This is a genomic window from Mesorhizobium caraganae (assembly GCF_016836705.1).
GTDB lineage: Bacteria > Pseudomonadota > Alphaproteobacteria > Rhizobiales > Rhizobiaceae > Mesorhizobium > Mesorhizobium caraganae.
Genome location: NZ_JAFCGY010000006.1, coordinates 200,061 through 222,309, shown reverse-complemented (window position 1 = coordinate 222,309; position 22,249 = coordinate 200,061). Strand labels below are relative to the sequence as shown.

Annotated in this window: 22 protein-coding genes; 4 read left to right on the top strand and 18 right to left on the bottom strand. The window is 63.4% G+C overall.

Annotated features, from left to right (window positions below; all coding sequences use genetic code 11):
• Positions 1 to 137: 137 nt before the first annotated feature.
• The 12 genes from JQK88_RS15530 to JQK88_RS15475 form a co-directional block, all read right to left on the bottom strand.
• Entirely contained in the window at positions 138 to 1,025 is an 888-nt protein-coding gene (locus tag JQK88_RS15530) for an amidohydrolase family protein (protein WP_203278770.1), read from the bottom strand.
• Complete coding sequence (locus tag JQK88_RS15525) at positions 1,025 to 2,143, bottom strand: vWA domain-containing protein (protein ID WP_512699810.1); 1,119 nt, start codon at positions 2,141 to 2,143, stop codon at positions 1,025 to 1,027. Before JQK88_RS15525 ends, JQK88_RS15530 begins: the two co-directional genes overlap by 1 nt.
• Before the next feature lie 140 nt (positions 2,144 to 2,283).
• A complete protein-coding gene (locus JQK88_RS15520; RefSeq protein WP_203278769.1) occupies positions 2,284 to 3,165 on the bottom strand; it encodes an AAA family ATPase in 882 nt (293 codons plus the stop codon).
• Between the two features lie 9 nt (positions 3,166 to 3,174).
• Positions 3,175 to 4,179 (bottom strand): xanthine dehydrogenase family protein molybdopterin-binding subunit, encoded by a 1,005-nt coding sequence (locus tag JQK88_RS36935; RefSeq protein WP_203278768.1) that lies wholly within the window; start codon positions 4,177 to 4,179, stop codon positions 3,175 to 3,177.
• Position 4,180: 1 nt separating this feature from the next.
• Positions 4,181 to 5,548, bottom strand: coding sequence for a xanthine dehydrogenase family protein molybdopterin-binding subunit (locus tag JQK88_RS36930; protein WP_203278767.1), 1,368 nt, complete (start codon positions 5,546 to 5,548; stop codon positions 4,181 to 4,183).
• 127 nt (positions 5,549 to 5,675) lie between these two features.
• The gene (locus JQK88_RS15505; RefSeq protein WP_192259414.1) at positions 5,676 to 6,158 is read right to left on the bottom strand and encodes a (2Fe-2S)-binding protein; all 483 of its coding nucleotides are present in this window, start codon (positions 6,156 to 6,158) and stop codon (positions 5,676 to 5,678) included.
• A gap of 60 nt (positions 6,159 to 6,218) precedes the next feature.
• Positions 6,219 to 7,013 carry an FAD binding domain-containing protein gene (locus JQK88_RS15500; RefSeq protein ID WP_203278766.1) on the bottom strand — a complete coding sequence of 265 codons (795 nt, stop codon included), beginning with the start codon at positions 7,011 to 7,013 and terminating at the stop codon, positions 6,219 to 6,221.
• A 15-nt stretch (positions 7,014 to 7,028) separates the two neighbouring features.
• Positions 7,029 to 7,472 carry an SRPBCC family protein gene (locus tag JQK88_RS15495; RefSeq protein WP_192259410.1) on the bottom strand — a complete coding sequence of 148 codons (444 nt, stop codon included), beginning with the start codon at positions 7,470 to 7,472 and terminating at the stop codon, positions 7,029 to 7,031.
• Between the two features lie 112 nt (positions 7,473 to 7,584).
• Positions 7,585 to 8,412: an AraC family transcriptional regulator gene (locus JQK88_RS15490; protein ID WP_112560278.1), complete on the bottom strand. Its 828-nt coding sequence runs from the start codon at positions 8,410 to 8,412 to the stop codon at positions 7,585 to 7,587.
• Between the two features lie 394 nt (positions 8,413 to 8,806).
• Positions 8,807 to 9,577: an SDR family oxidoreductase gene (locus JQK88_RS15485; RefSeq protein ID WP_210328443.1), complete on the bottom strand. Its 771-nt coding sequence runs from the start codon at positions 9,575 to 9,577 to the stop codon at positions 8,807 to 8,809.
• Between the two features lie 23 nt (positions 9,578 to 9,600).
• Complete coding sequence (locus JQK88_RS15480; protein ID WP_112560280.1) at positions 9,601 to 10,599, bottom strand: ABC transporter permease; 999 nt, start codon at positions 10,597 to 10,599, stop codon at positions 9,601 to 9,603.
• 21 nt (positions 10,600 to 10,620) lie between these two features.
• On the bottom strand, positions 10,621 to 11,361 hold the full coding sequence (locus JQK88_RS15475) for an ATP-binding cassette domain-containing protein (RefSeq protein ID WP_112560281.1): 741 nt from the start codon (positions 11,359 to 11,361) through the stop codon (positions 10,621 to 10,623).
• Positions 11,362 to 11,882: 521 nt separating this feature from the next.
• Between JQK88_RS15475 and JQK88_RS15470 the strand changes: the two genes are divergently transcribed.
• Together JQK88_RS15470 and JQK88_RS15465 are read left to right on the top strand one after the other, a co-directional pair.
• Positions 11,883 to 12,872, top strand: a complete 990-nt coding sequence (locus JQK88_RS15470; protein ID WP_203278765.1) for a sugar-binding protein — start codon at positions 11,883 to 11,885, stop codon at positions 12,870 to 12,872.
• A gap of 176 nt (positions 12,873 to 13,048) precedes the next feature.
• Positions 13,049 to 13,831 (top strand): FadR/GntR family transcriptional regulator, encoded by a 783-nt coding sequence (locus JQK88_RS15465; protein ID WP_203278776.1) that lies wholly within the window; start codon positions 13,049 to 13,051, stop codon positions 13,829 to 13,831.
• A gap of 276 nt (positions 13,832 to 14,107) precedes the next feature.
• Here JQK88_RS15465 and JQK88_RS15460 read toward each other — a convergent pair whose 3' ends face one another.
• Positions 14,108 to 15,046, bottom strand: a complete 939-nt coding sequence (locus JQK88_RS15460; RefSeq protein WP_203278764.1) for an NAD(P)-dependent oxidoreductase — start codon at positions 15,044 to 15,046, stop codon at positions 14,108 to 14,110.
• A 117-nt stretch (positions 15,047 to 15,163) separates the two neighbouring features.
• On the opposite strand from JQK88_RS15460, the gene JQK88_RS15455 reads away from it, so the two are divergent.
• Both JQK88_RS15455 and JQK88_RS15450 read left to right on the top strand, forming a co-directional pair.
• Positions 15,164 to 16,054, top strand: coding sequence for an NAD-dependent epimerase/dehydratase family protein (locus JQK88_RS15455; RefSeq protein ID WP_112560284.1), 891 nt, complete (start codon positions 15,164 to 15,166; stop codon positions 16,052 to 16,054).
• A gap of 119 nt (positions 16,055 to 16,173) precedes the next feature.
• Positions 16,174 to 16,950, top strand: a complete 777-nt coding sequence (locus tag JQK88_RS15450; protein ID WP_203278763.1) for a FadR/GntR family transcriptional regulator — start codon at positions 16,174 to 16,176, stop codon at positions 16,948 to 16,950.
• An 18-nt stretch (positions 16,951 to 16,968) separates the two neighbouring features.
• Here JQK88_RS15450 and JQK88_RS15445 read toward each other — a convergent pair whose 3' ends face one another.
• The 5 genes from JQK88_RS15445 to JQK88_RS15425 all read right to left on the bottom strand — a co-directional run bounded on the left by JQK88_RS15445 (position 16,969) and on the right by JQK88_RS15425 (position 22,209).
• Positions 16,969 to 18,063: a Gfo/Idh/MocA family protein gene (locus JQK88_RS15445; protein WP_203278762.1), complete on the bottom strand. Its 1,095-nt coding sequence runs from the start codon at positions 18,061 to 18,063 to the stop codon at positions 16,969 to 16,971.
• A gap of 28 nt (positions 18,064 to 18,091) precedes the next feature.
• Entirely contained in the window at positions 18,092 to 18,913 is an 822-nt protein-coding gene (locus tag JQK88_RS15440; protein WP_203278761.1) for an ATP-binding cassette domain-containing protein, read from the bottom strand.
• The gene (locus tag JQK88_RS15435) at positions 18,910 to 20,025 is read right to left on the bottom strand and encodes an ABC transporter permease (protein WP_192260097.1); all 1,116 of its coding nucleotides are present in this window, start codon (positions 20,023 to 20,025) and stop codon (positions 18,910 to 18,912) included. Before JQK88_RS15435 ends, JQK88_RS15440 begins: the two co-directional genes overlap by 4 nt.
• A gap of 219 nt (positions 20,026 to 20,244) precedes the next feature.
• Positions 20,245 to 21,213: a rhizopine catabolism ABC transporter substrate-binding protein gene (locus JQK88_RS15430; RefSeq protein ID WP_192259397.1), complete on the bottom strand. Its 969-nt coding sequence runs from the start codon at positions 21,211 to 21,213 to the stop codon at positions 20,245 to 20,247.
• A gap of 63 nt (positions 21,214 to 21,276) precedes the next feature.
• Complete coding sequence (locus tag JQK88_RS15425; protein WP_203278760.1) at positions 21,277 to 22,209, bottom strand: ChbG/HpnK family deacetylase; 933 nt, start codon at positions 22,207 to 22,209, stop codon at positions 21,277 to 21,279.
• Positions 22,210 to 22,249 lie beyond the last annotated feature (40 nt).

The window sequence follows — 22,249 nt, the reverse complement described above, 5'->3', positions numbered from 1 at the left end:
GTCATTCTCAATGCAAAAGCACGCGACGCGCGAAACGAGTTCGCAAATGCAACTTGACACCTCAGATAGTCGCTCATCCGTCTCGGCGCTGCGCGCCGATCCACCTTCTCCCACAAGGGGAGAAGGGGAGGTCCGTGCTACACCGGCCGATAAACCTTCTCAGCCGTGTTCCAGAAAATATCGGCCTCAGCCGCCGCGCCATGCCTAGCCACTGCATCTCGGTGCGCCTTGATCAGCTCGGCGTGGCTGGTCCAAAGTTTCTCAATCGGGAAGTTCGAGCCGAACATCAGGTGGTCGCTACCCAGAATGTCGATCGCATTGTCGACGATGTAGGCGATCAGATCCGGGTCGTTGCGGTGCACGAAGGTGCCGAGTCCCGACAGCTTGGCGTAAAAATTCGGCGCGGCTGACAGCGTGCGCAGGCCGGCTTTCCAGGCTTCGGTCGTCTCCGGCTCCATGCCGGTCAGCATGCCGGCATGGGTGAGGATGAAATTGGTCTGCGGGTTTTCGCCGACCAGCGTCAGCCCGTCCTTCATCTGGGCGGGAAAGAGCTGCAGGTCGAACGACAGGCCGTAGTCCTTCAGCCGCGCCACGTTGGCGCGCACCTTTGGGTCGATGACCTGGTCGGCCGAGGTGGCGAAGCGGAAGGCCGGCGTCTCATGCCAGTGCAGCTGCATGCGCACGCCGCGCAGCAGGGGGTATTTCATCAGCCGGTCGATCTGGTGCCGGACGTCGTCCACGGTCATGTCGGCATAGCCAACAATGGCATGCGGCCAGCCGGTTTCATCAGCAGTCTTCTGCAGGAAGGCGACCTCTTTTTCGAAATCTTCCTTGGCCCAGTTGGTCTGGACATAGACCGCCTTTTCGACGCCGGCGCCTTTCTGGTCGTCGAGAAACTCCGTGATCGGATAGTCGCGGCGGATCGGCTCGTACGGCCCGAAGATGCGCGGCACCATCGGACCGACCAGCCAGGGCTGATCCTGCTGGCGCCAGATGTGGAAATGCGCGTCGATGGCTTTCTGCATCACGATACCCTTTTCCAGATTGTCGATGCCGCCGGGGCAGGGCGGGCGAGCGACAGGATGAAATCGGTGAGGCTGTTCAGCGACGAGCCGTCGATGAGATCGTCGAGGTCAGGCAGGATGGCGCGCAGCGCCGCTGTAGCAGGCTGGAAGCGCGGATCGCCGGCCAAAGGTGTTGCCAGCGAAAGCCGGAAGGCGCGGGCGCTCAGGCGGCGTATCGCGGTTTCGAGATCGGCATGGTCGCCGCGTTCCAGCGCATCCGACAGGATGACGACTGCAGCACCGCGCGCGAAGGCCGAGAAGCGCGGCACCGAGAGAAAGGCGAGCAGCGTCGGCCCCATGCGCGTGCCGCCGTCCCAATCGTCGACCAGTGCAGCGGCGCGCGCCAGCGCCTGGTCACGATCACGGATGCGCAGTGCCGACGTGATGCGGGTGAGCCGCGTGCCGAAGGTGAAGATTTCCGCGCGGTCGGCGCCTTGCACGGTCGCATGGGCCAGTTTGAGATAGTCGGCAGTATGCAGCTTCATCGAGCCGGAGATATCGATCAAGAGCAGCAGCTTGCGCGGCACGGTCTGGCGGCGGCGCAACAGCGGCGAGGGGATGTCGCCATCGGCGCTGACGATTTCGCTGAGCGAACGGCGCAGGTCGAGCGTGCCGCGCGAACGGGTGCGCATGGTGCGGAAGGAGCGGCGCGCGGGCAGCGCGGAAGCGAGCTTGTGCCGGAAGCGGCCAAGGCCATCATCGTCGCGCTGGAAGTCGCGGCTGCTCAGCTGTTCGATCGCCGACGACAATTCGCCACCTTTCTCCTGGCGCGTGGTCTGGTTCTTTTCCTCGCGCGTGCCGTGATCGTCCTTGATGCGCGTTTCCTCGTCTTCTTCGCCTGCGATCGAGGGTCTGGCGTCGCCATAGAAATGGCTGCGGAAATGCGCCTCGAATTCGCCGCGGCGGTCGGGTGAGGGCGCGAGCGTTGCGAGCGCCGCCTCGCGGATGTCGGCCATGGAGCGCGGGCCGAGCAGGGTAACGGCCTGCATGAAGCTGGAGACTTGCTCGGGTGCGATGGGAAAGGCGTGGTGGCGCAGCAAGCGGGCGAAGCCGAGCAAGGGTTCGGCGGCGCGGGGCAAGCTCTCCTCGCCCGGAGAGGATGCCGGCAGGCAGGTGAGGGGTGGCGCCACCTTCTGCCCATCATGGCGCCGCCCCTCATCCGCCCCTTCGGGGCACCTCCTCCCCGTAAACGGGGCGGAGGGGTCGTTGAGGTCCCGGCTCACGCCAGCGCCTCCTCGACGATGCGGCCTAGCTCCGGCGTTATCCCGGACAAATCCTCCTCGTCCTTGATCAGCACGCCGATGGCGCGGCGGAAGGCTTCCGGCCACGGGCTGCCGCCCTTCTCCAATATGGTGGCGGCGTTGGCCCACTCTACGGCCTCGGAGATGCCCGGCGGCTTGGCGAGCGGGCGGCCGCGGATCTCCCGCACGGCATTGGCGACCGCACGCGCGGTGGCCTCGGCGACACCGCCGGCGCGCAGCATGATGATCTCGGCCTCGCGCTTTGTGTCGGGATAGCCGATCCAGTGATAGACGCAGCGGCGGCGCAGCGCCTCGGCAAGTTCGCGGGTGCGGTTGGAGGTCAGGATGACGATCGGCTGCGCTTCGGCGCGGATGGTGCCGCGCTCCGGGATGCTGATCTGGAAATCGGAGAGGAATTCGAGAAGCAGCGCTTCGAATTCATGGTCCGAGCGGTCGATCTCGTCGACCAGCAGCACGCGCTGCTCGGGCGCCCGCAGCACTTGGAGCAACGGCCGGGCGATCAAAAAACGGTCGTCATAAATGTCGATCTCATGCTCGCCGGCATGGCGGATGGCGAGCAACTGGCGCTGGTAATTCCATTCGTAGAGCGCATGCGCGGCGTCGATGCCTTCGTAGCATTGCAAGCGGACCAGATCGCGCCCGAGCACTTCTGCGATCGCCTTGGCGGCTTCGGTCTTGCCGACGCCGGGCGCGCCTTCGAGCAGCAGCGGCTTGCCGAGCCGAATGGCGAGGAAGATGGCGGTGGCAAGACTGTCGTCGGCGAGATAGCGCGAGGCGACGAGATGCTGCGCCACCGCCTCCGGGGAGGTCGCGACAGTCTCGGCAGTCACCTCCGGCATTTCCAGTCCTCAGCTCGCCGCTTGCGCCTTGAGCGCGCGCAGAATGCGCTCGGGCGTAATCGGCAGCGTGTCGATGCGCACGCCGACGGCGTCGAAGATGGCATTGGCGACAGCGGGTATTTGCGGGTTGGCGCACATCTCGCCCGGTCCCTTGGCGCCATAAGGGCCGTCCGCCGATGGGCGTTCCAGCACGATGATTTCGGTCTCTGCAAGGTCGCCCGGCCCCGGCATCAGATATTGGTTGAAGTCGGTGCCGCCATGGTCGCGGTTCGGATAATAGGGCTCGGTCGTCTCGTAGAGCGCGTGGCTGATGCCCATCCAGGAGCCGCCGACCAGTTGCTGCTCGACCATTTTCGGGTTCAGCGCACGGCCGATCTCGAAGACATTCTTGACGGTCAGCACAGTCACCTCGCCGGTCTCGTCATCGACCTCGACCTCGGCCACCGTGCAGGCATGGGCATAGCAAGTCGACGGCTTCATCGCGCCGGTCTCCTTCTCGGGATAGGAGCGCGGGATCAGGAACATGCCGCGTCCGGAGATCGAGCGGCCGCGCTTGAAATGCGCCGACAGCGCGACGTCGAAGATCGAAATCGACTTTTGCGGCGCGCCCTTGACCAGGATGTTGCCTTCGCCATCGGTTTCGAGGTCGGAGGCGTTCACTTCCAGCTCTTCCGCCGCCACTTCCAGCATCACCTGGCGGGCTTCCTTGGCCGCCTGGATGACGGCATTGCCAGCGCGATGCGTGCCGCGCGAGGCGAAGGTGCCCATGCAGTGCGGACCGGTGTCGGTATCGGCGGTGTCGATGATGACGCGGTCGGTGGGCACACCTATCGTCTCGGCGCAGATCTGCGCCATGATCTGCTTCAGGCCCTGGCCGAGATCGACGGACGACAGCGTGACCATGAAATTACCGGTCGGCGTCGAATGCACCAGCGCCTGGGTCGGATCGCCGCCGAGATTCATACCTGTGGGGTAGTTGATCGCGGCGACGCCGCTTCCGCGCCGGATCGCCATCTCAGGCTCCCTTCTTATAGGAGGACATCGCCATGTATTTTTCGGCCACCGGCCAGTTGGCGGCGCGCGAGGCCTCCTGCATGCACTCGATCAGCGCTGCGCCTTCGGTCGGCTGGTGATGCGCCTTCATGTCGCCGTCGCGATAGGCGTTGATGAAGCGGAATTCGAGCGGGTCCATGCCGATCAGCCGCGCCAGCTTGTCCATCTGCACCTCCAGCGCAAAGTCGCCGATGGTGACGCCGAAGCCGCGCATGGCCGACGAGGGCGTGCGGTTGGTGTAGACGCAGTAGGTGTCAATCCAGACATTGGGGATCGTATAGGGCCCGGGATAGTGCGCAGCACCCTTCTGCGCGCCATAGGGCGAGTGGCGCGAATAGGCGCCGGCGTCGGTGTAGCCGGTGACTTTGCGCGCGACGATGCGGCCATCCTTCATCACGCCGTCCTTGATGACGACCTTTTCGGCCGCGCGCGGTGACGAGATCTGCATTTCCTCCTCACGGCTGTAGATGAAACAGACCGGTCGTCCGGTTAGTTTGGCGCCGAGGATGGCAATCGGCTCGACGATGACATCGACCTTGCCGCCAAAGCCGCCGCCGACCGTGCCGCCGACGAAATGCAGCTTCGAGCCCGGCATCTGCAGGATGATCGAGGCGTTATCGAGGGTGAAGAACATCGCCTGCGTGTTGGTGTAGCAGGTGAAGCGGTCATTGCCTTCGGGCACCACGACGCAACCGGTGGTCTCGGTCGGCGCGTGCTCGATCGGCGAGGACTGGTAGCTCTGCTCGAGGATATGGTCGGCTTCGGCAAAGCCTGCCTCGACATCGCCGAAACGCACCTTGCGGCATTCGCCACTGTCGTAGAGATAATAGTTCTGACCGTGGTATTCGTTGACCAACGGTGCGCCGGGTTTCAGCGCTTCCTCCATATCGAAGACGGCCGGCAGCACCTCGTAGTTAACCTTGACCTTGGCGGCGGCTTCCTGCGCCGCGCGTTCGGTCTCGGCCAGTACGGCCACCACGGCCTCGCCCTTCCAGCGCACCTTGCCGTCGGCCAGCACCGTCTCGTCCTCCGGGCCGATCTGGATCAGGATCAGGATGGTATAGACATTGTGCGGCACGTCCTTGGCGGTGAGGATTTTCACCACGCCCGGATGCTTCTCGGCTTCGGAGGTGTCGATCGAGCGGATGCGGGCGTGATGGTGCGGGCTGCGCACCATTTTCAGGTGCAGCATGCCAGGGAAATTGCGGTCGGCGAAATAGGCGGTCTTGCCCATGACATGGCCCGGCGAATCCAGCCGCGGACGCCCCTGGCCGATCTCGTGCAGGCCGTCCTTGCGCTGATCGGCGAAATAGCTCTTGCGCAGTTCCATTCTCTTGGTCCCCTCAGAGCATGATGCCGAAAAGTGTGAAGCGGTTTTCGGACGACATCATGCTCTATCTCTTTGATTTAGAGCCGGATTCAGATTTCAGGTCGATTCGACCTGAAATCATCCGGCTCTAGGCGGCGTTCTGCGAATTGGCGCGCGCCGCGGTCAGCACCGCCTGGATGATCGGTTCGTAACCGGTGCAACGGCAGATGTTGCCGGACAGCGCCTCGACAACGTCGTCGCGGCTGGGATTGGGCGTGTGGTCGAGCAGCACCTTGGCCGCCATGATCATGCCCGGTGTGCAGAAGCCGCATTGCGTGGCGAAGGCGTCGAGGAAGGCGCGCTGCAGCGGATGCAGAACGCCGGCTTCAGCGAGGCCCGATGTCGTGGTGATCGTCGCGCCGTTGCAGGTTTCGGCCAGCGTTAGACAGGAGAGTTTTAACTCGCCGTCGATGATGACCGAACAGGCGCCGCACGTGCCCTGATGGCAGCCGCCCTTCGGCGAGGTGTCGCCGATTTTGTCGCGCAGCGCATGCAGCAGCGTCGTGCCGCCCTCGACGAATTCGGCCTTCTCGCGGCCGTTGAGCGTGAACTGAACCGGAACCTTTGCCATGTTTTCCTCCCAGCGCGCCTGCCCGATTGATCGGACAGACGCGCGCCCCCCTAGCCGTGGTTAAGTAAGCAGCAGACGACCGAGATGGACCGGCAGGACCTCGGCGCGATACCAGGCGCTGGCGATCGGATCGGTGATCGGCGAAGTGCCTTCACCTGCCGAAGCCAGCGCTGCTGCGATGCCGTCCCGGTCAAGCCGCTTGCCGATCAGCGCCTTTTCCGCCGCGCGTGCACGCATCGGCCGGTCGGCCATGCAGCCGAGCGCGATCCGCGCCGAGGATATTGCGCCGTCGCCGGCCTGTTCGAGCGCGGCGGCGATGCTCAGCACCGAGACGCCCTTGGGCTTCACGCGCGACACTTTCAGGAAGCGGAAGCTCTCGGCCTTCGGCAGCGCGAAGCTGACTGAGTTGACGATGGCGTGGTTGTCGTCCCGCTTGGCCAAAAAATCCCCAATCGGCAATTCCCCATCATCGGTGCTGACCGTCGCATCCAGCGCCAGCAGCGTGACGGCGAAATCGCCGTAGGGCGCCGGCGCAAACAGATTGCCGCCGACCGTCGCCATGTTGCGGATCGCGGGGCCGCCGACCGCGCGCGCCGCTTTGGCGATGGCGCCGAGCTGCGGATGGCGGGCGATGGCCGCCATGGTCACGGAGGCGCCGATGCGGGCTTTGCCGCCGGCGATCTCGATGGCCGAGAGCGAGGGGTCGGTGGACCGGACAAGGCTGGTGACGGAGACATCGCCTTCATTGGTGGCGCGCACGACCAGCGTGCCGCCGCCGAGATAGCGCGTGCCGGACGCCTTCAGCGCTGCGTTGGCATCCCTGACGGTCGGAAAGGTCTGGAGGGCAAGCGCCATGGCAGTCTCCCAAGCTCAACTTTGGCCGGAAAAATGGCTCTTCAGCGCGTTGAAGCCGCCCTGGAAGACATTGGCGCCCATGCCGGCGGCGATCTTGTCGGCCTCTTCGGGCGCGGCGTCGAAGCTGGCGGTCCATTCGGCGTAGGTGCGGTCGCCGTCGGTCACGCGACGCAACTGTAGCGTCGCCTTGTGATTGGTCAGTGGCTGCGGCGTCTCCAGGATGGAGTAGCTGACGCGGAAATTCTCATCGGAAAAGTCGAGGAGCTTTTCGCGAATACGGGCGCCGCTGGCGAGCTCGAAATTGCGCACGCAGCCGATGGTGCCGGCGTCCTTGCCGTTCTCGATATGGCTTTCGACCATGCGCGGATGCCAGCCCGGCAGGCCGTTGAAGTCGCGAATACGCGCCCAGACCTTCTCGACAGGCGCGTCGATGACGCTGGATATGGTGACATCAACCATGAGCTCGTTCCCTAGCAATCGAATCTACATTCAAGGTAGGGCGGCGGCCGGTGCCGCGCTTATCAATGGGTCTTGCGGCCCTATCAAGGAGTCTGAAAAACGAGCGGCTCGCTCAGGCCATCGCCCGCGCCGCCTCGCGGTAAAGCGTCGGCGGCACTCCGACATGGTCGCGGAAGAAGCGCGAGAAATTGCCCTGGGTGGTGAAGCCGAGATTGCAGGCGACCGAGATCAGCGGCTCCTGCGACCACTGCAACTGCCGCACGGCTTCCTCCATGCGCAGCGTGTTCCAATAGACATTGGGCGTCAGATTGGTCTGTTCCTTGAACAAAGCGAAGAAATGCGGCCGCGACAGGCCAACGCTGCGGGCGACATCGTCGAACGAAATACGCTCGCAGACATTGGCTTTCATCAGCTGGATTGCCTTGCGGACGCGGAAATCCTGCATGGTGTTGATGCGGATGCGTGCCTCCTGCGGCGCCGAGGCATCGGCGGCATCAAGCACGCTATCGATAAAGCGCTCGATCTCGTAATTGGCGATGTCGTCGACGCTTTCATTGTCGCTTAGATGATCGAGCAGATTGGCGGCGGCCTGGTGCAGCCAGGGTTCGAGCGTGATCGCAGCCTGGGCAAACAGCGGCGCCGACGACGGCAAGTCGCGGCGCCGGCGCGCCCAGTCTGGATCGATATAGAAGGCGAGGAACAGGCCGGGCCTGCCATTCTGCGACAGGACATGGCTGTGCGGCTGGTAGGAGTTGATCCCCGCAGCGGTGCCGGGTCCCAACGCCACCGTCTCGCGGCCGATGGTCATCTCGCCGGCCGTGCCTTCCAGCCAGATGATGATATGTGCCTCGACATGAGCATGGGTGACGAAGTCGCTGGCGACATTCAGGACAGAAACATGTCCGAACCGGCCCCAATAGAGCCTGATCGCGTCCGTCATGGGTATATCCTCCCGCAGACGACTGGCCTCCCTTCGCCTGCACCCGGGATTGTGCGGCTGAGTTCGGGCTCCCGTCAAGGCGCGGGGCCAAAGCAGCCGTGTGCTACCGGCAGTGGTGGCGGATTTTCAGACTGAGCGATAGGTACCGAAACCAACAGCGGTCGCCGCCTCCTAGTTCTGAAAGGCCGGCTCCGCCCCTCATTGTCCTGCCGGACATTTCTCCCCGTATAGTGACGGGGAGAAAGATGCTCTCATTTCTGATTTCGGCAATCGCCAACGTTGCAAGAAAGGCGCTGAGGGAACGGTCAGCCCCCTTCTCCCCGTCACTATACGGGGAGAAGGTGCCGGCAGGCGGATGAGGGGCGGCGCCAGCCTTGGCCGAGAAATCCGTCCATCAAACCGAAGCCGTCATGCCGCCGTCGACATAGAGCGTGTGGCCGTTGACGAAGGACGACGCGTCGGAGGCGAGGAACACGGCGGCGCCGATCAGCTCGTCGACATAACCCCAGCGACCGGCAGGCGTGCGCCTTTCCAGCCAGGCGGAGAATTCCTGGTTGTCGACCAGCGCCTGGTTCATTTCGGTGCGAAAATAACCGGGTGCGATGGCGTTGATCTGCAAGCCGTATTTCGCCCAGTCGGTGCACATGCCCCGGGTCAGGTTGCGGATCGCGCCCTTGGTTGCCGTATAGGGCGCGATGTTAGGCCGGGCGAGTTCGCTCTGCACCGAGCCGATGTTGATGATCTTGCCTTTTCCGCGCACGATCATGTTGCGGGCGACCGCCTTGCCGGCATGGAAGGCGCCGGAGACATTGGTCTTGAACAGCCGCTCCCACTGCTCCTCGGGAAAGTCCTCGAGCGGGGCGCGAAACTGGATGCCGGCATTGTTGATCAGGATGTCGATCGGACCGATCTCGGCCTCGATGCGGGCGACATCGGCATCGACGGCGCGAAAGTCCGTCACGTCGAAGGTCGAGGCGTGCGCCGTGAAGCCGGCATCGCGCAAATCTGTCACTGCATTGGCAACCTTGCCGGCATCGCGGCCATTCAGCACGACACTGGCGCCATGCTCGGCAAGGCCGCGCGCCAGCGCGAGGCCGATGCCTTGGCCGGAGCCGGTGACCAGCGCCAGCCGGCCGCTAAGGTCGAACAGGGATTTCGATGTCAAAGCAATGGTTTCCAGCGGAAGGTTCAGTCATTGCGCCTGAAGTTGCGGATGCGATCGAACAGCACCGCAAGCAGGATGGCGCCGCCGATGAACACACCTTGCCAGAAGGCATTGATGCCGAGCAGGCCAAGGCTGTTGCGGATGACTTCGATGAGTGCTGCACCGACAATCGCGCCGAAGGCCGTGCCGACGCCGCCGGCCAGATTGGCGCCGCCGATGACGGTGGCGGCGATCACCTGCAGTTCCATGCCGGTGCCGAGATTGGTGGTGACGGCGCCCAGCCACCCAGTCTGGACGATGCCGGCAATGCCGGCCGCCAGCGCCGAGATCATATAGACGGCAACCTTGATCTGCTTGACGGGAACGCCGGTCAGCGTCGCCGCGTGCTCATTGCCGCCAATGGCAAAGATGTGCCGGCCGAATTTGGTCCAGCGCAGCGTGAAGCCGGTGATCAGCGCCAGAAGGATCATGTAGAGCACCGGATTGGCGATGCCGAACACCCAGGCGCCGCCGCCCAGCGCCAGAAGCTTGTCGTGGTCTGGGCCGAACTGGAAGACGACCGTGTTGTTGGAGGCGACCATGGCAAGGCTCCGCGCGATCGACAGCATGCCGAGCGTCACCACGAAAGGCGGAAAGCCGAGATAGGCGATCAAAATGCCGTTGAAGGCGCCGATGGCGAGCGCGGTGGCGATCGAGGCGAGGATGCCGATTTCGATCGAATAGCCGGCATGCATGGTGACGGCCAGCACCATTGACGACAGGCACAGCACCGAGCCGACCGACAGGTCGATGCCGCCGGTGATGATGACGAAGGTCATGCCGAGCGCGATGATGGCGACGAAGGTGATGTTGCGGGTGATGTTGTAGAGGTTTTTCTGCGTCGCAAAAGCGTCGGTGGCAAACGACAGGAAAATGCAGGCGAGGATGACGGCAATCACCACCCAGAAGGTCTGGCTGGCGAACATGCGCGAGAAAAAGCTGTGCTGTTTCTGCGCGATCGTCTGGTCAAGCGTGACTGCCATTGTCGACATTTATCCCCCTAATCAGACCTGTTCGATCGCGCCGGTGATCAGCCCGGTGACTTCCTCGGGCGAACTGGATGCGATCCTCTTGTCGGCGACTTTCCTGCCGCGCCGCATGACGATGACGCGATCGGCGACGTCGAAAACGTCGGGCATGCGGTGGCTGATCAGCACCACAGCGATGCCCTGGTCGCGCAGATGGCGGATCAGGTTCAGCACTTCGGCGACCTGGCGGACCGAAATTGCCGCCGTCGGCTCGTCCATCAGCACGATCTTGGCCTGCGACAGCATGGTGCGGGCGATGGCCACTGCCTGGCGCTGGCCGCCGGACATCTGCTTGACCAGGTCGCGCGGCCGCGTCTCCGATTTCAGTTCGGCAAAAATCTGCCCGGCGCGCTTGTACATGGCGGCATAATCGAGGATGCGGAACGGGCCGACGCCCCGGCGCAATTCGCGACCGAGATAGACGTTTGCCGCGGCGGTCAGATTGTTGCACAGCGCCAGATCTTGGTGGACGATCTCGATGCCGTGCTGGCGCGCCTCCACCGGCTTGTGCAAGATCAGCTCCTTGCCGTCCATCTGCATCGAGCCGTGGCTCGGGCGGAAGTTGCCGGCGATCATCTTGACCAGCGTCGACTTGCCGGCGCCGTTGTCGCCCATCAAGCCGACGACCTGTCCCGGCTCTATGGACAACGAAACGTCGTTGACCGCCTGGATGGCGCCGAAATGTTTCGAGATGTTGGTGAGTTCGAGAACCGCCACCAGCCTTCTTGCCTCCCCGTGACTTGGATCTGGGATGACGTTTGGTTGAAACGTCATCCAGATCCAACGCTTTGTTGTTGGAGCATGATCTCTTCCGAAAACCGGTTCCCACTTTTCGGGATCATGCTCAGACCGCCGGTTCTGCCCGCGGCCTCGCTCGCCCAGCTCCTCCCGGGACAGCGATGTTGAATTCCATTTACGCAAATGACTGCACGGGCGTCAATCGGCAGACGGAATCTAAAAATCCGTTTTGTAGGACAAATACCATTGACGTTGGCCACAAGCCGATATTAGCTGGAGGGCGGAGGAGTAACCTGCCGACCCCGTGCCGGTTTGCGTGTGGGATCAGCAGGAATGCATCGGTGCCAGCCGGCCTCTTTTCGAACCGGCTGACCGAAATGAAATGCTTATCGACCTGGCTTGCCGACTGAGCGCTCGCATAGCGACCCTCGGTCACCGTATTCCGGGTTGGTTCGTGTGGCGGGCACGTCGTGTCCGTCTGTTTCCAAGGGAGGACTGATATGAGGAAAACAGTTTTGCTTGCCGCCGTCGCCGCCATGGCGCTGGGCGCCGGGCCGGCTTTGGCCAAGAAGCAGCTCGTCATCGTGGTGAAAGGTCTCGACAATCCGTTCTTCGAGGCCATCCACCAGGGCTGCGAGAAGTGGAACAAGGAAAACGCCAGCTCGGAGTATGAGTGCTTCTACACCGGGCCGGCGTCGACATCCGACGAGGCCGGCGAGGCGCAGATCGTGCAGGATATGCTGAGCAAGGCCGACACGGTGGCGATGGCGATTTCGCCGTCCAACGCACCGCTGATCGCGCAGACGATCAAGACCGCCAATCCGACGATCCCGATCATGACCGTGGACGCCGACCTGGCCAAGGAAGATGCAGCACTTCGCAAGACCTATCTCGGCACCGATAACTACCTGATGGGCAAGAAGATCGGTGAGTACATCAAGAAGGGCAAGCCGAACGGCGGCACGATCTGCACCATCGAAGGCAATCCGGCGGCCGACAACATCCTGCGCCGCGCGCAAGGCATGCGTGATGCGCTGTCGGGCAAGGAAGGCCTGGCGGCACTCGCCGGCGAAGGCGGCTGGACCGAAGCCGCCGGCTGCCCGGTGTTCACCAATGACGATGGCGCCAAGGGCGTGCAGGCGATGACCGACATCCTCGCCGCCAACCCGAAGCTCGACGCCTTCGGCATCATGGGCGGCTGGCCGCTGTTCGGCGCCCCGCAGCCCTATCGCGACCTGTTTGGGCCGCTCAAGGACCGCATCGCCAGCAATGATTTCGTCATCGGAGCCGCCGACACGATCGGCGACGAAGTGGCGATCGCCCGTGACGGTCTGGTCACGGCGCTGGTCGGTCAGCGGCCGTTCGAAATGGGCTACAAGGCGCCGTCGGTGATGATCGATCTCATCGAAGGCAAGGCCGTCGCCGATCCGGTGTTCACCGGCCTCGACGAATGCACGAAGGATACGGTCGACACCTGCATCCAGAAATAGCCAGCGATACCGGGGGCGCCCTTTCAGGGGCGCCCCGTCATTTTCCTCAGGGACAAGGACAGGCAACATTGTCGGGGCGGCAAGCTCCGGCTTTGACGGGCTCATGCGTCTTGCTTTCGGCGAAGGGCACGGACAATTCCGGACGGTTTCCCTGCGACAAATTGCCGATGCCGAAGATGCCGGACGACAGACCAAGAAGGCGATCCGCCACGATTGATGTGCCGGCCGGCCCGGTTGCCACCGCTGTTCGACGACCGGATACGGTCTGGCCCCCTGGCTCCAGTGTACACGCCTCGCTGGCCAACGAGATCGGGCTTCGGATCGTGCGCGGCGACTATCCGCCAGGCGCCATCCTGCCAAACGAAGCCAAATGGGCGGAGATGTTCAACGTCAGCCGCTCGGCGGTGCGCGAAGCCATCAAGATGCTGATGGCCAAAAGCCTGCTGGCTTCACGGCCCAAGATCGGCAGCTGGGTCGAGCCAAGGGAACGCTGGAACCTGCTCGACCGCGATGTGCTGGCCTGGTATGCGACCGGGCCGGACCGGGAGGCGTTCCTGCGCACGGTGCAGGAGTTCCGTCACATCATTGAACCGGAAGCCAGCGCCTTTGCCGCGATGCGACGCAGCGACGAGCAGATGGCCGAGATCAGCCAGGCCTGCCGGGAAATGGGCGAGGCGCTGAGCCTGCAGCAGCGTATCCGCGCCGATACGCGCTTTCATCTCACGATCCTACGCGCCTCCGGCAACGATCTTTTGGTGCCGCTCGGCGTGCTGATCGAATCGGCGCTCGACCATCTCTTCGTCTTCACGACCATACAGGTCAGCGACCAGCAGCACGCCCAGAAGCTGCACGAAGCGATCGAGAAGGCCATCCGCCTGCAGCGGCCCGACGCGGCCCGCAACGCGGTGCGAAAGTTGCTGGCCAATACGGATGAGGGGATCGGCAAGGCGCGGCGGTGAGGGGCAGGCTAATCTCCCCCCTTGTGGGGGAGATGCCCGGCAGGGCAGAGGGGGGCGCTGTCCCGCCGACCTTTCAACAGGATGATACCTGCGCACGTCCTTTGCGAATGGGGGTCAAGCTGAAAGCTTACGTTCCTTCGCGCCCCCCCTTCTGTCCTGCCGGCCCCGGCCCTTCGCTGTCGCTTCGGGCGTTCGTCGTTCGGAAAGCCAAGCAATTGGCTTCCCGTCCGCTTCGCGGACCACTCCTCACCCCCCACACCGGGGGAGATCGGCTGATCAGATCGTCTGCTTCTTGCCGTCCTTGCTTGGCATGAGATCGACGCCGTTCACCTTGGCGATATGCGTGGCCAGCATCGGCACGAACTGCTCGGCCGGCCCGGTAGCGTGGGCGCCGGCGAAGGAATTCTTGGTGGCGTTGCCGAGCGGATTGGCGATGCCGGCCGCACCCGCCATTGATTCCAGATAGGTCAGGTCCTTGAAGGCGTTGGCAATGGTGAATTTATGCGCGTCGCGGTCGCCTTCCAGCGTCCAGCGCATGAAGGTCTGGTAGAAGCCGCAATCCATGCGGCCGTTGCGGATGACGCTGTCGAAGCGCGGCGGCGATATGCCGACCTTCTCGGCCAGCGCCAGCGCCTCGGAATAGATCGCGGCGTAGCCCAGCGAGATGAAGTTGTTGAGCAGCTTCATACGGTGACCGTCGCCGGTGTTGCCGATGTGGACGATGCGCCCGGCCCAGGTTTCGATGACAGGCTTCAAACGAGCAAACAGCGCGTCGGGCGCGCCGACCATGGCGTCAAGCGTGCCTTCCCAGGCTTCCTTCGGAGTGCGGCTCAGCGGCGCGTCGACAAAGTCGACGCCGATCTCCTTGAGTTCCGCCGCCAGCGCCACGGTCGAGACCGGATCGGAGGTCGAGCAGTCGACGACGACCGAGCCCTTCTTCAGGCCCTCCTTGAGGCCGCCGGGGCCGCGGATGATGGCTTCGACCTCGCGCGAGCCGGTGACGCAGATGAAGACGATATCGGACGCCGCCGCCACGTCGCGCGAGGTTGCTGCTTCCTTGGCGCCGCGGCCTAGCAGGTCTTCCGCCGGCTTGCGGTTCTTGCGGCCAAGGAAGGTCAGCTTATAGCCCTTGTCGACGATGTTCTTGGCGATGCCGTGCCCCATCAGGCCAAGGCCGATGAAGCCGATCTTTTCGCTCGCGGCAGTCGTGGTCATGTCTTGAAGTCCTGTTGCAATGATTGATGTCTGGCGCCGCCGTTTTGCCGGCGAGGGTGGTTGCGGAATGCCATATTGTCTGACAATACACAGGAATCCTAGGCATTGGAGACGAAAATGACGAAGCGGATCATGTTCACCGGCGGCAGTGGCAAGGCCGGGCGCCATGTCGTGCAATATCTGGTCGAGCAGGGCTGCCAGGTGCTCAACATCGACACCAAACCGCTCGACAATCCCAAGGTGCGCACGCTGATCACCGACATCACCGACAGCGGCCAGGTGTTCAACGCGCTGACGAGCTACATGGGCCTGCATGAATTCGACCCGTCGCTGCGCTCGCAGCCGGTCGATGCCGTCGTGCATTTCGCCGCCATCCCGCGCATCATGATCACGCCCGACAATGAGGTGTTTCGCATCAATGCGATGGGCACCTACAATGTCATCGAAGCGGCAGTGAAGCTCGGCATCAAGAAGGTGGTGATCGCATCCAGCGAGACGACCTATGGCGTGGTATTCGCCAACGAACCGCGCGACCCCAAATATTTCCCGCTCGACGAAGAATACGACGTCGATCCGATGGACAGCTATGCGCTGTCCAAGGTCGTCAACGAACACACGGCGCGCGCCTTTGCGCAGCGCAACGGCACCGACATCTATGCGCTGCGCATCGGCAACGTCATCGAACCGCATGAATATTCGCTGTTTCCGAAGTGGTTCGCCGATCCGGGCTTCCGCAAGCGTATCGCCTGGAGCTATGTCGATGCCCGCGACCTCGGCCAGATCACGCTGCGCGCGGTGGAAAAGGACGGTCTCGGCTTTCAGGTCTTCAACGCCGCCAATGACGACACCTCGTCCGACCTGCCGACGGCCGAGCTGTTGAAGCGGTTTTACCCCAATGTGCCGGTCAAGGCGGAACTCGGCGAATATGAGACGCTGCTCTCCAACCGCAAGGCCAGGGACATGCTCGGCTTCCGTCCCGAGCATAGCTGGCGCAAATACGTCAAATAGGGCTGGCGAATAGGGCTTTGGAGGCAAGGTTGTAACCTGATCTGTGCACAGCCTCAGGCTTTGCCGCCAACGCCCTTTCCTCTGCTTGACAGCTTTCGAAATCCGGACTTTGTGGACGCATGAGGGACGGAAAGCCGAATAAGGGAAAGAAGCCCGACAAGGCGGCGGCCGCCGAGCGCCCGGCGGCGCTTCGTCGGGCCGACGCAACCCGGGTGCCCGGCTCCAGCGTGCATGCATCGCTGGCCAGCGAAATCGGACTTCGGATCGTGCGCGGCGATTATCCGCCGGGCACCATCCTGCCCAATGAAGCCAAATGGTCGGAAACCTTCAACGTCAGCCGCTCGGCGGTGCGCGAAGCGATCAAGATGCTGATGGCCAAAAGCCTTTTGGCATCACGCCCCAAGATCGGCAGTTGGGTTGAACCCAGAGAGCGCTGGAACCTGCTCGACCGCGATGTGCTGGCCTGGTATGCGACCTCGCCCGACCGCGAAGTGTTCCTGAAAACGGTGCAAGAGTTCCGCCACATCATCGAGCCGGAAGCGACAGCGTTCGCCGCCATGCGGCGCACCGAGGAGCAGATGGCCGAGATCAGCCAGGCCTGCCGCGAGATGGGCGAGGCGACCAGCCTGCAGGAACGCACGCGCGCCGATACCCGCTTTCATCTCGCCATATTGCGCGCCTCCGGCAACGATCTGCTGGTGCCGCTCGGCGTGCTGATCGAATCTGCCTTCGATCATCTGTTCACCTTTACGACGCGTGAACTCGACGATCTGCAGCACGCACAGCAGCTGCACGAGGCTATTGAGAAAGCCATCCGGCTGCAGCGACCGGAGGCAGCCCGCAACGCGGTGCGCAAGCTGCTCGCCAATACCGACGGCGTCATCAACACCAGATAGAAGCGGGGGGCCCGCAGGCTATCCTGCCAAATGCCGCTTGGTCAGCGCGATCAGCAAGGCCTGGTCGCGGGCGGCGTGCTCGGGCGGGTTGACGACTTCGTCACCGTTGACGATCGCGCCCCAGAAGCCGCGCATCTCCTCGACAAAGGCTTCGCCGTAGCCGGCGCGCAGGTCTCTGGTCGATAGCGTATGGCCGTCCGACGTCTTGACCGTCAGCCGGGTCGGATGATGGTTGAGCCAGGGCGATGGGAATTCGAGCTCTAGGCTGGCATCGTCGAAGAACAGCGTGATGCGCTCCTTGTAGTCGGCAAGTTTCGGCACGGTGAGATGCGTCATGGTCCATAGCGCCTGGTCGTCGAGCAGCTTCACCGTACCCTGGCCGCCATCGCCATTGGCGAAGATCTGCGCGCCGACGACCTCGCCATCGGGCACGCCGAGCGCGTCGAGCAGGCCATGCACGGCATTCACATCGTGAATCAAGGCGGAGCTGTAAGCGCCGGTAAACCCACGGAAAGCGAGATCGGTCAGAGGCTGGCCGATGGCGCGCTCGACCTGTTGTTTCTGCTTGCCTTGCGCGGCAGCAATCAGGTCCTTCGGAATGTCGTTGCCTCTGATATAGCGCTGGTGGGCGATGAAGGGCCAGGCATCGGGATCGTTGACCTCGACCGAGACGGAACGCAGCGTCTTCGCGGTGCCGGGCAGCGAGGTAAGCGCCAGCCGGTAGCTCGGATCGAAGCGCTTCATGTAGCCTACCTGCATGACCTTGCCGGCCTTGTCGCGTGCGGCAACGATCTCGGCGATCTCCTCCGGTGAATAGCAGAGCGGCTTTTCGCAGAAGACATGCAGGCCGCGCTGGAGTCCGGCCAGCACCTGCTCGTGATGCAGCGGGTCGGGCGAGCCGATGACGACGGCGTCGAGCTTCTGGTCGAAGAGCTGGTCGGGCGTTTCGAAATTGGCGATGCCGTGAGTGTCGGTAACAAACTGCCGCGAGACCTTCGACGGATCGGCGACGCCGACCAATTCGAACAGATCGCTGAGCCGCAACAGGTTTGGAATGTGCTCGACCTGCGAAATCATGCCGGCGCCGATGACACCGACCCGTATCCTGCTCATGCAATGTCTCTCTTGATGGTCTGAAACGTCACGGCGCCGCCGATGGTCGATTGCCGATCTGCGCCAGCAGGCCGGCGATCTCCGCTTCCACCGCCTTCAAATCTTCGCCGCCCGACATGATCGAAATCACCTCGTCGCGCGAGATCTCGGATTTGGCGTAGGTGCCACGGTTGCGGCCGCGGTTGAGCAGCGTGAAAGTGTCGCCGACGGGGTAGGCGTGGTGGATGTTGTGGCTGATGAAGATCACCGCCAGCCCGCGCATGCGCGCCTCGATGATGAATTTCAGCACCATTGCCGCCTGATGCACGCCGAGCGCCGATGTCGGCTCGTCGAGGATCAGCACCTTGGCGCCGAAATGCACGGCGCGCGCGATCGCCACCGACTGGCGCTCGCCGCCCGACAGCGTGCCGACGGCCTGTGTCGGGTCGCGCACGTCAATGCCGATGTCGGCCATGGCCTGGCGGGCTATTGTGTTGGCGCGCTCCTTGTCGATACGCGAGAAGGGCAGACTGCTCTTCGTCGGCTCACGGCCGAGGAAGAAATTGCGGGTGATCGACATCAGCGAGATCATGCCGAGGTCCTGGAAGACCGTGGCGACGCCGAGGTCCTGCGCATCGCGCGGGCTGCGGAAGGCGACCTGCTTGCCGTCGACAAAAATCTCGCCCTTGCTCGGCCGATGCACGCCCGAGAGCACCTTGATCAGTGTCGACTTGCCGGCGCCGTTGTCGCCGAGCAGGCAGTGCACCTCTCCGGGGTAGACCTTGATGTCGATGTCCTGCAGCGCGCGCACCGAACCGAAATTGACGGACACACCGCGCAGTTCCATGGCTGGCTGAATGGCTTGAGTCATTTGCCGCCTCCGCGTCCGAGCGCCTTGAGGCGGATGTAGTTGTTGACCAGCACCGCCATCAGGATGACGATGCCGAGGAAAACCTTGAACCAGTCGGTGTCGATGCCGGTGTAGAAGATGCCCATCTGCACCAGGCCGAAGATCAGTGCGCCGAACAGCACGCCATAGACGGTGCCGTAGCCGCCGGTGAGCAGCACGCCGCCGATGACCGCGGCGATGATGGCCTCGAATTCCTTGAGCAGGCCGCGCGTGGTGTCGGCTGAGCCGGCCTCCATGACCTGGATGGTGGCCAGCAAGGTCGCGGCACAGGCGGTGTAGATGAACAGCGCGATCTTCACCCGGTCGACCGGCACGCCGACATTGCGGGCGGCATTGAGGTCGCCGCCGGTGGCGAAGATCCAGTTGCCGTATTTGGTCTGGGTCAGGACATAACCGGCGAGCACGGTCAGGCCGAGCCACCAGACGATCGACATCGGAATGCCGACGACAAAGGGAATGCCGTCGGTGCGGGTGGCGATCCAGCCTTGCGTACCCATCCAGTGGAAGAAGCCGGTCAGGAGATGGCCGTTGAACAGGCCGGCGGTGGCCGGGTCCGGCGCGCCGTCGAGGATGTATGGGATCTGCGTGCGGCCGGTGACGGCGCGGGTGATGCCGATCGACAGGCCGCGCAGGATGTAGAGCGAGGCCAGCGTGACGATGAAGGAGGGCAGGCGGGTCTTCACCACGATCAGGCCGTTGACGTAGCCGGTGAGGATGGCGACCGCGAAGGCGCAGGCGATGCCACCCCATAACGGCAGGCCCCAGTATTTGACTGTCAGCCCGATGACGACGCCGGCGAAGCCGACCATCGAGCCGACTGAGAGATCGAACTCGCCGGCAATGATGAGGAGGGCCGCGGCGGTGGCGATGATGCCGAGTTCGGCCGCCAGCGTCAGGAAGGTCATCGACCCCTGCAGCGAATAGAGGTTCGATGCTCCCGGCAGCAGCGCGAAGATGATGATGGTGGCGATCAGGCCGCCGGCCGCACCAGCTTCGGGCCGGCGCAGCCATTGCGTCAGCCGGCCGGTGCTGGCCAGCCTTTCATCGGCGCCAACGGCGCGCTTCGACGTCATGCCGAAACGGTCCTTGACCGGCCCTTCTGAAGGTATCGCCTTGTCTTCCACGGCTGCCATTAGGCTCCCCAATCGCTCACTTCGCAATGTCGACCAGAGATCGGGGAGCGCATGGCGGCTCCCCGATCCGTTTGGTTTCTTGCCTGGAGCGTTTCACCGTTTCTCTTGTTTCGCGCAATTCCGGACGGAAAACCGCTTCACACTTTTCCTGGAATTGCTTTAGCGGATGCCGTCCTTGGCAAGCGCCAGGATCGCCTTGGCCTTGTCGGGTGAGTCGATGAACAGCGGGCCGGTATAGGCGTTGTTCTGCGGCCAGAAGCCGTGCGTGGCGTGCTCGACGAGATAGATCACCGGCAAATAACCCATCAGATATTGCTGGGCGTCCATGCCGAAGCCCATTTCGCCGGCGACGACGGAATCCAGAACTTCGGGGCTGATGTCGAACGTGTAGAGCTTGATCTTGCCGAACAGTTCCTTCTGCCGGAAGAACGGGATCAGCGGATTGGCGGCAGTGGCGCCGAGGGCGAACACGGCCTGGGTGTCGGGATGCGCCGACAGATAGGCTTCGGTGCGGCGCTGGATGTCGGCCGGATCGGGAGACACGGTCAGGACTTCGGTGCCGCCGCCGGAAGGCTTCAGCCCGTCATTCAAGCCCTGGCAGCGCTGGTCGAGGCTGACATTGCCGACCTCGTGGTTGATGCAGACGACCTTGAGCGTGCCTTCCTTGGCCAGCCGCTCACCGGCCTTCTTACCGGAATCATATTCGGAGACCGTGCCGACATACATTGTCGTCCCGAGCTCTGCGCCTTCCTTCTCGCCGGAATCCAGAACCACCATCGGGATGTTTGCGGCGAGACCCGCCTTGACCGATTTGCCGAGCGCATTGGCGTCGGCAATGGAGACGGCGATGCCGTCGGGATTGGTGGCGATCGCCGCATCGAGCAGGCGGGACTGCTCGACCACGTCGAACACCTGCGGCGCGTAATATTCGACCTTGGCGCCGGTGAGTGCGGCCGCATCATCGACACCGCGCTTGACCACCGACCAGTAGGGATCGGAGGCCGAACCATGCACCACGAAGGTGATGCGGACATCTTTCGGGTCCTTCAGGCCGACCGCCTGCGCGACACCCGCCAGCATACTCATCGAGACAAGCGCGCCGAGCGCCAGTTTCAGAACGGTCTTCATGTCATTCTCCCATTGTCGTTGCAGTTCCAATTCCCTCTTTGCGCCGCAGGCCGAAGGATCGGCTTACAGCGCTGACCGGGTGGCCGCTTTGCGGGCCTTTGCCGGTGTCGATCTTCCAAGCCTTGCACGAAGCTCTTCGCGCAACGGCTTCATGCCGATGATGTCGATGTCCTGTGCGTCGAGCCAGTCGCGAAAACTCTGGTCACGGAACAGCTCATATTCCTCGGTGCGGATGTAGGCGGAGCGCGGCTCGATCAACTCGAGCTCGCCCGGCGCGTTGAAATGCAGGCAGAAGAAGGTCAGGCCTTCACGCACGCCTTCTACCAGCGCCTTGTAGGCAGGCTCTATCGGCTTCGAACGCGGGCGGCCCCATGTCGTCTGGATGGCGGCGTCGAAGATGACAAAGCCTTTAGCGCGGGCCTCCGCGACGCCGCGCTGGAATGCCGCTTCGGTGACGCCGACCAGATTGTCGTTGGGCGAATAGGCCGACAGGGTTTTGGTCAGCAGCACCGGCAGTCGGTATTCCAGGCCGAGCCTGATGTAGACGTCGCAGAACTCGGGCGACAGGGCCGCGCCCATATGGGCGTCGAGATGGGTGACGTCGATGCCGGCGTGATAGGCGGTGTCGATCTGGGCGCGCAGTTCGGTCTCGACTGCTTGTGGTGCCGCCTTGCGGCGGGTGGTCGCGACATCGGGCCAGAAATAGCCGAACTCGTCGGTCAGGCCGGCCGCGCGCGACGGCGAGGTCAACGGGCGCCATTTGTACTGCTGCTTTTCGCTGTTCAGCGTCAGGTGGACGCCGAGATCGAGGGCAGGGTCCGCAGCTGCCGCTTCGGCCATCTCGGGGAACCACGGGCAAGGCACCATCACCGCGCCGGAGCTGCAGGCGCCCAGCCCGGTCAGTTCGAGGAAGGCGCTGTTGGCGCCATGGCACATGCCGACATCGTCTTCATGCAGCACAAGCTGTCGCCTTTGGGCATTTATGGGGGCATTCATGAACGGCCACCGTTTTGCCGGCACGCCGGTTGCGAGGGTC

Excerpts from the sequence above, each read along its gene's own strand:
- JQK88_RS15430 (WP_192259397.1), bottom strand. The coding sequence starts at position 21,213 with ATGAAGACCGTTCTGAAACTGGCGCTCGGCGCGCTTGTCTCGATGAGT.
- JQK88_RS15440 (WP_203278761.1), bottom strand. The coding sequence starts at position 18,913 with ATGACTCAAGCCATTCAGCCAGCCATGGAACTGCGCGGTGTGTCCGTC.
- JQK88_RS36930 (WP_203278767.1), bottom strand. The coding sequence starts at position 5,548 with ATGGAACTGCGCAAGAGCTATTTCGCCGATCAGCGCAAGGACGGCCTG.
- JQK88_RS15505 (WP_192259414.1), bottom strand. The coding sequence starts at position 6,158 with ATGGCAAAGGTTCCGGTTCAGTTCACGCTCAACGGCCGCGAGAAGGCC.
- JQK88_RS15445 (WP_203278762.1), bottom strand. The coding sequence starts at position 18,063 with ATGAGCAGGATACGGGTCGGTGTCATCGGCGCCGGCATGATTTCGCAG.
- JQK88_RS15495 (WP_192259410.1), bottom strand. The coding sequence starts at position 7,472 with ATGGTTGATGTCACCATATCCAGCGTCATCGACGCGCCTGTCGAGAAG.
- JQK88_RS15455 (WP_112560284.1), top strand. The coding sequence starts at position 15,164 with ATGACGAAGCGGATCATGTTCACCGGCGGCAGTGGCAAGGCCGGGCGC.
- JQK88_RS15490 (WP_112560278.1), bottom strand. The coding sequence starts at position 8,412 with ATGACGGACGCGATCAGGCTCTATTGGGGCCGGTTCGGACATGTTTCT.
- JQK88_RS15460 (WP_203278764.1), bottom strand. The coding sequence starts at position 15,046 with ATGACCACGACTGCCGCGAGCGAAAAGATCGGCTTCATCGGCCTTGGC.
- JQK88_RS36935 (WP_203278768.1), bottom strand. The coding sequence starts at position 4,179 with ATGGCGATCCGGCGCGGAAGCGGCGTCGCCGCGATCAACTACCCCACA.
- JQK88_RS15425 (WP_203278760.1), bottom strand. The coding sequence starts at position 22,209 with ATGAATGCCCCCATAAATGCCCAAAGGCGACAGCTTGTGCTGCATGAA.
- JQK88_RS15530 (WP_203278770.1), bottom strand. The coding sequence starts at position 1,025 with ATGCAGAAAGCCATCGACGCGCATTTCCACATCTGGCGCCAGCAGGAT.
- JQK88_RS15500 (WP_203278766.1), bottom strand. The coding sequence starts at position 7,013 with ATGGCGCTTGCCCTCCAGACCTTTCCGACCGTCAGGGATGCCAACGCA.
- JQK88_RS15435 (WP_192260097.1), bottom strand. The coding sequence starts at position 20,025 with ATGACGTCGAAGCGCGCCGTTGGCGCCGATGAAAGGCTGGCCAGCACC.
- JQK88_RS15520 (WP_203278769.1), bottom strand. The coding sequence starts at position 3,165 with ATGCCGGAGGTGACTGCCGAGACTGTCGCGACCTCCCCGGAGGCGGTG.
- JQK88_RS15480 (WP_112560280.1), bottom strand. The coding sequence starts at position 10,599 with ATGGCAGTCACGCTTGACCAGACGATCGCGCAGAAACAGCACAGCTTT.
- JQK88_RS15450 (WP_203278763.1), top strand. The coding sequence starts at position 16,174 with ATGAGGGACGGAAAGCCGAATAAGGGAAAGAAGCCCGACAAGGCGGCG.
- JQK88_RS15465 (WP_203278776.1), top strand. The coding sequence starts at position 13,049 with ATGCCGGACGACAGACCAAGAAGGCGATCCGCCACGATTGATGTGCCG.
- JQK88_RS15470 (WP_203278765.1), top strand. The coding sequence starts at position 11,883 with ATGAGGAAAACAGTTTTGCTTGCCGCCGTCGCCGCCATGGCGCTGGGC.